This window comes from Variovorax sp. Sphag1AA (genome assembly GCF_014192575.1).
Classification (GTDB): domain Bacteria; phylum Pseudomonadota; class Gammaproteobacteria; order Burkholderiales; family Burkholderiaceae_C; genus Variovorax.
Genome location: NZ_JACHYC010000014.1, coordinates 77,232 through 88,595, shown reverse-complemented (window position 1 = coordinate 88,595; position 11,364 = coordinate 77,232). Strand labels below are relative to the sequence as shown.

Genomic DNA, 11,364 nt, shown 5'->3' with positions numbered 1-11,364 from the left:
ATTTTTCTTTTCTTCCCTCCGCTCAACTCGCCACACCCCGAAGGATCTAACTCGTCGCTGTGTTTTGCGGAGCCCTCGATTATGACAGAGTTTTTAATATCCCGTCAATCTCTGGGGTCTTTTCTCCTTCGACGTTTCTTGCGATCCGTCGTTTCAGCGGAGCCTTCGATTATGACCTGTTTTTGAGAACATCGTCAACACTTCAGCTCTTTTTTCTTCTGCCCTGCTTGCGCAGTTTCAGTCGAGCCGGCGAGTATATGCCATTCCTGTAGCCAATCAATCGCTATCGACACCAGCCTGCCAAGCCCGATCCGATAATCCGGGACACATGGCACTCATCACCCTTCTCGACGCGCAACTGGCGTTCGGTCACGTTCCACTGCTCGACCACGCAGACTTCTCCCTTATCGAATCTGAGCGCATTGGCCTGATAGGAAGGAACGGCGCTGGCAAGTCGTCGCTCCTGAAGATCATCGGGGGCATGGAAAAGGCCGACGACGGAACGCTGCAGGTTCAACAGGGGCTACGGATCACATATGTAGCCCAGGAGCCCGCACTTGATATGGATGCGGACGTGTTCACTGCGGCAAGTGCCGGCATCGCGCACGTCATCGCGCTCCGCGATCAATATCTGTCCGCCGCACCTGGCACCGACCTGGATGCGCTTCAGTCGCAAATCGAGGCATTCGACGCATGGAACTGGGAGCAGCGTGTCGAAGAGACCCTTCATCGCCTGCATCTAGACGGCACGGCACGCGTCGGCGCACTTTCGGGCGGTACCCGCAAGCGGGTGGCTCTCGCGCAGGCGCTCGTTGCTACGCCAGACATTCTCCTTCTCGACGAGCCGACCAATCACCTTGATCTCGATTCCATCGAATGGCTCGAGCAGTTGCTCATCGACTTCAAGGGCAGCGTGGTCACGATCACGCACGACCGGAGCTTTCTCAATCGTGTCGCAACCCGAATCGTGGAGCTGGATCGCGGCAAGCTCACCTCGTACCCCGGCAACTTCGAGCAATACCTCGTGCAGAAGCAGGAGCAGCTCGCGCAGGAAGCGATCATCAACGCCAAGGCCGACAAGCTGCTCGCACAAGAAGAGATCTGGATACGCAAGGGCGTCGAAGCCCGTCGCACTCGGAGCCAGAGTCGAATCAACCGCCTAATGGAGTTGCGGGCCAGCCGGGCCGCGCGCCGCGAAGCACTGGGCAGCGTAAACATGGACGTCTCTTCCGGTCAGGCCAGCGGCAAGATCGTCGCCGAATTGACCGGTGCGTCGAAGTCCTTCGGCGACAAGACCATCGTGCGCAACTTCACAAGCACGATCCTGCGCGGTGACAAGGTGGGACTTGTCGGCCCCAACGGCGCAGGCAAGACGACCTTGCTGAAGTTGATCCTCGGCGAGTTCGAGCCTGACGCCGGCACGATACGCCGCGGCACCAACCTGCAGGTGGCGTACTTCGACCAGATGCGCAACGCGCTCAACCTCGACGCGACGCTCGAGGACTTCATCAGTCCTGGCAGCGAATGGATCGAGATCGGGACCCAGCGCAAGCACGTCAAGAGCTACCTCGGCGACTTCCTGTTCTCTCCTGCACGCGCACATTCGCCCGTGCGATCTCTCAGCGGCGGCGAGCGCAACCGCCTGCTTCTGGCAAGGCTGTTCGCAAGGCCGGCCAACGTCCTGGTGCTGGACGAACCCACCAACGACCTCGACATCGACACGCTCGAACTGCTCGAAGACCTGCTGCAGAACTACGACGGGACGGTCTTCCTGGTTAGCCACGACCGCACTTTCCTCGACAACGTAGTGACGAGCACGATCGCGTACGAAGGCGATGGCCGCTGGCGCGAATACGAGGGCGGCGTCCAGGACTGGCTCACCCAATCCAAGCGCGCCCGCGAGATTGCAGAACAGCGTGCAGCCACATCCGCGCCCGCTCCAGCCGCGCCGCCTCCGCCCGCGCCCCAGCGAAGCAGCCCCAAGCGAAAGCTTGGCTATAAGGAACAGCGCGAACTCGAGATGCTTCCATCCCGGATTGCCGACCTGGAAGACGAGCAGAAGCAGATCGCAGAAACCCTCGAGAAGGACGGCGGCGCAATCTACGGAACTGACGCGTCCCGCGCGGCGGAACTGGGTGAGCGCCACGCCCAGATCGAAGAGGAACTGCTTACCGCGCTCGAACGCTGGGAAGAACTCGGCTCGGTCGGCCAGGGATAGCAGCGTCTTTGTCTGACGTGCGGCGTCCGGAGGCCGCGCTATACAAGCGGCGTCGAGGCTTTTCGAATGCCGCATGAGGTCACCCAACCCATTCAGACGACTGTCCACTACGCTGCTCCGCCTGGGCGCCGCACTCGGCATGGTCCTGTGCCTGTCGGCGTGTGCCGAGTTACCCAAGAACGTCGAGCGGCCTATTTCGACCGCATTGGAATCGCCGGCCGACACGCCCCTGGCGCTGCTGGTGAAGCAGCGCCGCGAAGCAGCCGCGACGCGCTTTGATTCCGGCTTCCTCCTAGTCGACGGCCCGCCGGCCGCTTACGGCAGCCGGCTCGCACTGGCACAGGGTGCTCAGAAGACGCTGGATCTGCAGTATTACTCGATCCATGCCGACGCAAGCACCGCGCACCTGCTCCGCGCGGTGCGAGACGCTGCCCGGCGGGGCGTGCGGGTGCGCATCCTGCTCGACGATTTCCACAGCACCGGTCGAGACGCTGTCGTGATGTACCTCGCGTTCGAGCCCAACATCGAGATGCGGATGTTCAATCCGTTGGCCGGCGCAAGAACATCGACGCTGTCGCGGCTCGTCAACTCGATCGACGACGCTTCGCGCATTCAGCAGCGAATGCACAACAAGCTCTTCGTCGCCGACAACGTCCTTGGAGTGACCGGCGGCCGAAATCTGGGCGACGCGTACTTCGGCAATGCGCCCAACGCCAACTTCCTCGATCTCGACGTACTGGTAGCCGGCCGGGTCGTGCAGGATCTCTCGCGCAGCTTCGATGCCTACTGGAACAACGAGCGTGCATACCCGGTGGAGTCGCTGGTCAAACGCGAGGAACTCGAAAAGATCCGCGCCGACGCCAAGGCGGCAGCCGAGCGCGAACGGACCGCGCCGCAGGAATCGCAAGCCGATGAAGGCGACGGGGCGCGAACCGATCCGCACCTCCCTCGCTGGGACCGGCAACCCATGGACCTCCGGACTGCCTCTTTCATCTGGGCGCCAGCCGCCGTGATAGTCGACAAGCCGGCCAAGATCCCATCGGACCGATCGAGTGCAGCGGGTAGCGAACGCAAGGCGCCCGGCGTCGAGATCCCCGACCGCAAGGCGCGCACGGCCGACAAAGGCAGAAGCGGCGCGCTCCAGGTCGCGCTCAATGCGGCCTCCGAAGGAGACACCGTGGTCGAAGGATTGCTGCAGTTGATCGGCCTCGCGAAGAAGGACCTTCTGATCATCTCCCCCTATTTCGTCCCCGGGCCGGACATGAAGCAGGCTTTTGCCGCCGCACTCTCTCGGGGCGTCAGGATCCGCGTGTTGACCAACTCCCTCGCCTCGAACGATGCGCCAGTCGCCCACGTAGGCTATGCGCGCCATCGCGAAGAGTTGCTGAAGATGGGCGTCGAGCTCTACGAACTCCGAAGCGAACAGGCTGGTCTGCGCAGCACGTTCGGCTCGTCGGGTAGCACCGGCGCATCAGGCGAATCCCGCTCCATGCTGCATTCCAAGGGGCTGGTCATGGACGGCGAGTGGGTGGTGGTCGGCTCCATGAACCTCGATCTGCGCTCGCAGCTTCAGAACACCGAGATCGCGGTGCTGATCCGCAGCAACGAACTCGCGCGCGTCACCACCGAGAAAATCGAGACCACGCTGCGCGAGGGTTCCTGGCATGTCGAAGAAGTGGACGGCCGGCTCGTGTGGCACGCACCCCAGGGCAGTGGGTTGAAGGACGAAACCACCGAGCCCGACGCAAGCCCCAGTCTTCGGCTGATGCTGAAGCTCTTCGGACCGCTGGCGCCGGACACCCTTCTCTGAGTCAGAGCTGATCGCGCACGCGCGCGAACACCTTCCAGAACGCCGCATCCTGCCCTGTCGCGAAATTGATCCGCATCAGTGTGGTGGGCGGACGTCGAGCGTGGAAAAGGGAACCTGGCGCAATGAGATAACCCTCGTCGAGCATGCGCTGCGTCAGGGCGTCCGTATCGACGCCGGTGTCGACCCAACCGAACAGGCCGGCAGGTTCTGCAGCGAGGGTGCACCCCGCGTTCAGCGCTAGCTTGACCGTGCGCCCGCGCGCGCCATCGAGCCGCAGGCGAATGCGCTCGGCGTGGCGGCGCAACTGGCCCTGGTCGATGCACCAGGCCAAGGCGCGCTCGAACAACGAAGGGGTGGTCAATGTCGCGATCAGCTTGGTTTCGAGAAAGCGCCCCACCAACTCCGGGGAGGCCGCAAGAAAGCCGATGCGCCAGTTGGGCGCGAGGATCTTGGCGAAGCCGCTCACATAGACGGTGCGCTGCAGCCCATCGAGCGAAGACAGCCGCGTCGCGTGTTCGGGCGCGAGATGGCTGTAGGTGTCGTCCTCGACGATATGAAAGTCGTGCTTGTTCGCGAGCTGCAGCACGCGATGCGCGCTGCCCGGGCTGAGGCTGTATCCGGTCGGGTTGTGCAGCACGCTGACGCTCACGAACAGCTTCGGCCGATGGCCTTCACCGGCGTTGCAATAGCGCTCCATCACTTCCAAATCCGGCCCGTCGGCATGCCGCGGCACCGGCAGGATGCGCATACCAAGCGCCTCGAGTCGCGCGAACTCGAGCGCCCACCCGGGCTCCTCGACCATCACCGGATCGCCGGGCCGCAGCAGGGTCCGGCTGACGATGTCCAGCGCGTGCGTTGCGCCGACGGTCGTCACGATCTGGTCGGGCCCCGCAGGCACGTTGATGCGGGCGAGCTTGGTCGCGAGGCTGCGGCGCAGGCCGCTGTCTCCGGCTGGTTCGCCGTACTGCAGCGAGAACTCTTGGAGGGACTTGGCGCCGGTGACGCGTCTCAACGCAGCAGGCATGAAGGTCGATTCGAGCCAATCGGGCGGAAACACACCCATGCCGGGCTGTGGCTTGTCGCTCGGCCGGTGGAACATGCCGCGAATCAGTGTGCTGGCATCCGCGGCCACGACCGGTACAGGCGCCGGCTGGCTGACGAAGCTCATGCTCATCGACGCCGTGCCGTTCACGGCCGCCGCGTCGCGCACATAGAAGCCCTTCTGTCGTCGAGCTTCGATGAGGCCCTGCGCAAGCAGTTGGTCATATGCGGCCACCACCGTATGCGGGCTCACGCCTTGCTGGCGCGCGCATTCGCGCACCGAAGGCAGGCGCGCGCCAGGCGCGAGCAAACGGTTGCGGATCCGCTCCGAAAACCGGTCCGCAAGCTGGCCGGTCAGAGACTGCGAAGAGGTTCGTGTCAGCATATGTGTTTGCTTCTGTGTCGATCGGTGAACCAATACAGACCGACCCCTTGTTTGACCAACTGTACTGCTACTGTAATGGTCCTCAGTTTAAAGTGTGTCCAATGAACTGGCAAGAATTCACCGCGCTGCTGGTGCTCGCCACGGCGATGAGCTTCTCGCCCGGTCCGAACACGACGCTGTCCACCGCATTGGCCGCAAACGGCGGCCTGCAGCGCGCAATGCGCTTCGTGATTGCGGTCCCCGTGGGTTGGACGTTGCTGCTCCTGTTGTGCGCCGCCGGCGTCGGCGCCTTGGTGGTGGCAGTTCCGTCGCTGCGCTGGGGGATCAAGGCATTCGGCATCGTCTATCTGCTCTGGCTGGCTTGGAAGCTCAGCCGCAGTGCATCGCTCGCCCAGGCGGATGGCCAGCGTCTCAACGTCGGCTTCAAGCAAGGCGTGATGCTGCAGTTCCTCAACATCAAGGCGTGGTTGCTGGCGCTCACCCTGGTGGCGGGCTGGATCGCCGGGCAGCCGGATGCACTGCAGCGGCTCGCGATCGTGGCACCGGTGATGCTGCTTTACGCGTTCGTCAGCAACCTGACTTACGCCGTCGCCGGAGCGCTATTGCGCCACTGGCTCGCGCAGGGACAGCGACTGCTGTGGTTCAACCGCCTCATGGGCGCCGTGTTGGTTCTCACCGCCTGGTGGATGCTGAGCGTATGACAAAGACTCGGGACGAAGCCCTCGGCATGTGGCTGGGCGTGCTCGGCGTGGCGTTCTTCGCTGTCACGCTGCCGATGACGCGCCTTGCCACCGGGACACAGGCCGATCCGCAGCTCTCACCCTGGTTCGTGACGCTTGGACGCGCGGCACTTGCAGGCGTGCTGTCGACGATCTTTCTGCTCGTCACGCGCGCGCCGCGACCGAAGCCGAACCACTGGCGGCCGCTGGGCATGGCAGTGATGGGCAACGCGATCGGCTATCCGCTCTTGCTGGCCTACGCGCTGCGCGTCGTCAGCGCGAGCCATGCGGCCGTCATCACCGCACTTCTTCCGCTGGTCACGGCAGCGTGCGCCGCATGGGTGCTGCACCAGCGCGCGCGACTCGGCTTCTGGCTTTGCGCAGTAGCGGGCAGCGCCCTCGTAGTGGCGTTCTCGCTGCTTCGCGCCTCGGGCCACGGCACGGGCTTTGGCTTCGAATGGGCAGACCTGTTGCTGGTCGGCGCGGTGTTCGCGGCCTCGCTGGGATACATCTACGGCGCACAGGTCACGCCAGCGCTTGGCGCGGAGCGCGTGATCTGCTGGGTGTGCGTCCTCGCGCTGCCGGTCACGCTGCCGGGCACGATCTTTCTCTGGCCGCAACAGCCGGTCGCCGCATCGGCCTGGGTCGGGTTCGTCTATGTCGGGGTGTTCTCGATGTGGGTGGGGTTCTTCGCGTGGTACCGCGGCCTGGCGATGGGCGGCGCACTCCGCGTGAGCCAGACGCAACTGCTGCAACCCTTTCTTTCCATCCTCGCCGCGATGCCATTGTTGGGCGAGCCTCTCGATATCGTTACGCTCGGCTTCGCGGCCGCCGTCGTCGCCACCGTGATCGCCGGCAAGCGGCTTTCGCAACCTGCCACGCCCACCGCGCTCGCTCCGGCTTCGCGATAGCGATTCACACACACCTCAAGGAGTCAAGACATGCAATGGAAACTCGCCGCACGGGCCGAAAAGATGAATCCTTCGGTGATCCGTGAAATCCTCAAGGTCACCGAACGCCCCGGCATCATCAGCCTGGCCGGCGGCCTGCCTTCGTCCAAGACCTTCCCGATCTCTGCATTCGCCGAAGCCTGCGCCAACGTGCTGCACAAGGACGGCCAGGCAGCGCTGCAATACGCGGCCAGCGAAGGCTACGGCCCGCTGCGGGAAGCCGTGAGCCAGATGCTCCCCTGGAAGGTTGACCCGGCCCAGGTGCTGATCACGACCGGCTCGCAGCAGGGTCTCGACCTGATCGCCAAAGTGCTTCTCGATCCCGGCAGCCGCGTGCTGGTCGAAACGCCGACCTACCTCGGCGCCCTGCAGGCCTTCTCGCCGATGGAGCCCGAACCAGTGAGCGTCGCGAGCGACAACGAAGGTGTGGTGGTGGACGACATGGTCGCCAAGTCGAAGGACGCGCGCTTCATCTACCTGCTGCCGAACTTCCAGAACCCGACCGGTCGCACGATGACCGAAGAACGCCGCGCTGCCGTGTCCGCCGCAGCGGCCGAAGCGGGCCTGCCGATCATCGAAGACAACCCCTACGGCGAACTCTGGTTCGATGAAGCACCGCCGCTGCCGCTCACCGCGCGCAATCCGGAAGGCTGCATCTACCTCGGTTCGTTCTCGAAGGTGCTGGCACCGGGCCTCCGGCTCGGCTTCCTTGTCGCACCGAAGGCGATCTTCCCCAAGCTGTTGCAAGCCAAGCAGGCGGCGGACCTGCACACGCCAAGCTTCAACCAGCGGATGGTGTCCGAGGTCATGAAGGACGGCTTCCTGAGCAAGCACGTGCCCACGATTCGCGCGCTCTACAAGCGCCAGCGCGACGTGATGCTCGCCGCGCTGACGCGCGAAATGAATGGCCTGCAGGTCGAGTTCAACAAGCCGAACGGCGGCATGTTCCTCTGGTTGCGACTGCCGGCTGGCGTGGACGCCGTCGCGCTGCTGCCCAAGGCGGTCGAGCGCGGCGTGGCCTTCGTGCCGGGCCTTCCGTTCTATGCGGGCGAAGGCGATCCGCGGACGCTGCGTCTGTCCTTCGTGACCGCCAGCGACGACGAAATCAATACCGCGATCGCCGCGCTGGCCGATGCAATCCGCGAACAGCTCGCGCACAGCGCCGCCGCCGAAGTGGAGCGGCAAATGGCGGCCCACCCAAACTGAGGCTATTCGGAAAGACCTGAAATGCTCAACATCTGGGGACGCATCAGTTCGATCAACGTGCGCAAGGTCGTCTGGTGTGCGCAGGAACTCGGCCTCGACTTCCAGCGCACCGAAGCCGGCGGCAAGTTCGGCGTGGTCCAGACGCCCGAATACCTCTCGATGAATCCGAACGCGCTCGTGCCAGCCATCGACGATGGCGAGGGCGAGGATCGCGTCGTGCTCTGGGAATCGAACGTGATCGTGCGCTACCTCTGCGCGAAGCATTCGATGGGCCGGCTCTATCCCGAGCCGCTGCCCGAACGTTTCGACGCCGAGCGCTGGATGGACTGGCAGCAGACCACGCTAAACCCGGTGAGCGGCGACGCCTTCAGGCAATGGGTCCGCACGCCGGCCGCACAACGTCGGCCCGAAGTGATCGCCCATTCGGTGCACGCCACCGAGCCGCTCTTCGCTTTGCTCGACGCCCACCTCGCGACGCGCACCTACATGCTCGGCGAGCGCTTCACGATGGCCGATATCCCCGTCGGCTGTGAAGCGCATCGCTGGTTCGGATTGCCGCAGACCGAATACACGCGGCCCTCGTGGCCGAACGTCGAGCGGTGGTTCGCCGACCTGCGCAGCCGGGCCGGCGCGCGCGGCGTTCTCGATCTCCCACTGGAATGACTCCGATGAAAACCCGCCCGTTCAAGCAAGTCGACGTTTTCACTTCGACGCCGTATGTCGGCAATCCCCTTGCCGTGGTGCTGGATGGCACCGGGCTCGACGACGCGACGATGCAGCGCTTCGCAGCATGGACGCACCTTTCCGAAACCACCTTCCTGCTGCCCCCGACCGATCCTTCGGCCGACTACCAGGTGCGCATCTTCACGCCTGGTGGGGAACTGCCCTTTGCCGGCCATCCGACGCTGGGAAGTTGCCACGCCTGGCTGCAAGCGGGCGGCAAGCCGAAAGCCGGCAACCTGATCGTTCAGCAGTGCGCCAAGGGCCTCGTGCCGATCCGGCGCGAAGGCGAGCGGCTGACCTTCGCCGCGCCCACGCTGCGACGCAGCGCGCCGAGCCCGACCTTGCTGGCGAAGGTGGCGAGCGCGCTGGGCATCCGGGCGCAGCAGATCGTCACGGCGCAATTGCTGGACAACGGTCCGGTGTGGCTCGGGCTGCTGCTGAACGACGCAGACACAGTGCTCGCGCTCGAGCCCGATCATCATGTGCTGGCCGAGCTCGGGCAGAAGGTCGGCGTTGCCGGCCTCTATCCAGCGGGCACCACGTCACCACTGATCACGCGATCGAACCGCGAGGCTCGCGCCTTCGTGCGCGCCGAAGAGACGGCGCCGAGCGTCGAAGTGCGCGCGTTCGCGGCCGCCATCGGCGTGGATGAGGACCCCGTCACCGGCAGCTTCAACGCGAGCCTCGCCGAGTGGCTGATTGCCGAGGGACATCTCCCGAGTCAGTACGTCGCATCACAAGGCCAGGTGCTGGGTCGTGACGGACGCGTCCACATCGAACGCGACAGCGACCGGCAGGTCTGGGTCGGCGGCGATTCGGTCACTTGCATCGACGGACACGTCACGCTCTAGAGCCGCCATGCCAGCGCGTGTCGACCATCTGGTGATCGCGGCCCGAAGCCTCGACGAAGGCGTGGGCTGGTGCGAAGCCACGTTGGGCGTCACGCCGAGTGCCGGCGGCGCACATCCGCTGATGGGCACGCACAACCGGCTGATGAAGATCGCGAGCGCTGCATTCCCGCGCGCATATCTGGAAATCATTGCCATCGACCCAGGCGCAAGGCCGACGCGGGGCGCGGCAAAGCATCGGTGGTTCGATCTCGACGATGCACACCTGCAAGCGGCGCTCGACCGGAGCGGGCCGCGTCTCGTGCACTTCGTCGCCGAGGTGCCGGATGCTCATGTCGCCGTGCAGGCACTGCGCCATGCTCGCCTCGATCGAGGCCACGTGATCGAGGCCTCGCGCGACACGCCGGCCGGACGTCTGTCATGGCAGATCACGGTGCGCGACGACGGCCAGCGACTGTTCTACGGGGCGCTGCCCACCCTGATTCAATGGGGCCCCGTCCATCCGAGCGACAGCATGGTCGATTCGGGTGTGACGTTGCGCTCGCTCGATCTCACGCATCCGCGTGCCGCGGATCTCGAAGCCGCGCTGCGCACCATCGGGCTCTCCGGCGTATCACTCGCCAATGGCGCACCCAACATTCATGCCGTGCTGGAAACGCCGCGCGGCACTGTTTCTCTGCATTCACGAGGTATCTGACGTGCTGACGCCCATCGAACTCGCATGGTTCACCCTGGCTGCCCTGGTGTTGGTGCTGACGCCTGGGCCCAACATGATCTATTGCGTTTCCCGTGCGCTTTGTCAGGGGCGGGCCGCCGGCCTGATTTCGCTCGGAGGAGTCCTGCTTGGCTTCGTCGTGCACCTGATGGCGGCAGCCCTCGGCCTGACCGCATTGCTGATCGCAGTCCCCTTCGCATTCGACACGATTCGCCTCGCCGGCGCCGCCTACCTGCTCTGGCTCGCGTGGCAGGCGCTAAAGCCCAACGGCACCGCACCGTTCGAAGCCCGACTGCTGCCGCATGACCGGCCAGCCAAGCTGTTCAGCATGGGGTTCCTGACCAATGTGCTGAACCCCAAGGTGGCGATGTTCTACCTGTCGTTCTTCCCGCAGTTCCTGCATCCCGATCGCGGATCGGTGCTGCTGCAAAGTCTGGCGCTGGGTGCCATCCAGATCCTGGTGAGCGGCGGGATCAATGCCCTGCTGGTTCTTGGCGCGGCGAGCATCACCGCCTTTCTGTCGAAAAGCCGCGGCTGGCTGCGAGCACAGCGCTATGTGATGGGAAGCGTCCTCGCGGCACTGGCAGTCCGGATCGCCCTGACGGACCGGAAATGATGAAGTGACTGACTGGCAAGCGCAGACGCGTTTGCGGCCGCCAATTTGACATTGGTGACAATGTTCACCAAATGCTGCACGATACTGGCCCGCCCTGGATTGAAGGCGGGTTTTCGAACTATTGGCGGCAAGT

At 64.5% G+C, this 11,364-nt stretch carries 10 protein-coding genes; 9 read left to right on the top strand and 1 reads right to left on the bottom strand.

Translation table 11 applies throughout. From position 1 onward, the window contains the following. Window positions 1-328 precede the first annotated feature (328 nt). Together FHW64_RS33430 and FHW64_RS33425 are read left to right on the top strand one after the other, a co-directional pair. The gene (locus FHW64_RS33430) at window positions 329-2,218 is read left to right on the top strand and encodes an ATP-binding cassette domain-containing protein (protein ID WP_184533678.1); all 1,890 of its coding nucleotides are present in this window, start codon (window positions 329-331) and stop codon (window positions 2,216-2,218) included. A gap of 73 nt (window positions 2,219-2,291) precedes the next feature. Continuing rightward, window positions 2,292-4,028, top strand: a complete 1,737-nt coding sequence (locus FHW64_RS33425) for a phospholipase D family protein (protein WP_184533669.1) — start codon at window positions 2,292-2,294, stop codon at window positions 4,026-4,028. A 1-nt stretch (window position 4,029) separates the two neighbouring features. Here the strand turns inward: FHW64_RS33425 and FHW64_RS33420 are convergent, their stop codons facing one another. After that, window positions 4,030-5,454, bottom strand: coding sequence for a PLP-dependent aminotransferase family protein (locus FHW64_RS33420; RefSeq protein WP_184533667.1), 1,425 nt, complete (start codon window positions 5,452-5,454; stop codon window positions 4,030-4,032). Window positions 5,455-5,555: 101 nt separating this feature from the next. On the opposite strand from FHW64_RS33420, the gene FHW64_RS33415 reads away from it, so the two are divergent. From FHW64_RS33415 to FHW64_RS33385, 7 genes are read left to right on the top strand one after another with little or no spacing between them, the layout of a single operon-like run. Beyond that, complete coding sequence (locus FHW64_RS33415; protein WP_184533665.1) at window positions 5,556-6,155, top strand: LysE family translocator; 600 nt, start codon at window positions 5,556-5,558, stop codon at window positions 6,153-6,155. Continuing rightward, window positions 6,152-7,084, top strand: coding sequence for a DMT family transporter (locus FHW64_RS33410; RefSeq protein WP_184533663.1), 933 nt, complete (start codon window positions 6,152-6,154; stop codon window positions 7,082-7,084). The genes FHW64_RS33415 and FHW64_RS33410 overlap by 4 nt, the downstream gene beginning before the upstream one ends. Window positions 7,085-7,114: 30 nt before the next feature. Next, window positions 7,115-8,329, top strand: a complete 1,215-nt coding sequence (locus FHW64_RS33405; protein WP_184533655.1) for a PLP-dependent aminotransferase family protein — start codon at window positions 7,115-7,117, stop codon at window positions 8,327-8,329. 21 nt (window positions 8,330-8,350) lie between these two features. Further along, entirely contained in the window at window positions 8,351-8,992 is a 642-nt protein-coding gene (locus FHW64_RS33400; RefSeq protein ID WP_184533653.1) for a glutathione S-transferase family protein, read from the top strand. A gap of 5 nt (window positions 8,993-8,997) precedes the next feature. Further along, window positions 8,998-9,903, top strand: coding sequence for a PhzF family phenazine biosynthesis protein (locus FHW64_RS33395; protein WP_184533651.1), 906 nt, complete (start codon window positions 8,998-9,000; stop codon window positions 9,901-9,903). Between the two features lie 7 nt (window positions 9,904-9,910). Further along, window positions 9,911-10,597, top strand: a complete 687-nt coding sequence (locus tag FHW64_RS33390) for a VOC family protein (RefSeq protein WP_184533649.1) — start codon at window positions 9,911-9,913, stop codon at window positions 10,595-10,597. A gap of 1 nt (window position 10,598) precedes the next feature. Next, window positions 10,599-11,231: a LysE family translocator gene (locus FHW64_RS33385; protein ID WP_184533647.1), complete on the top strand. Its 633-nt coding sequence runs from the start codon at window positions 10,599-10,601 to the stop codon at window positions 11,229-11,231. Window positions 11,232-11,364: the final 133 nt, after the last annotated feature.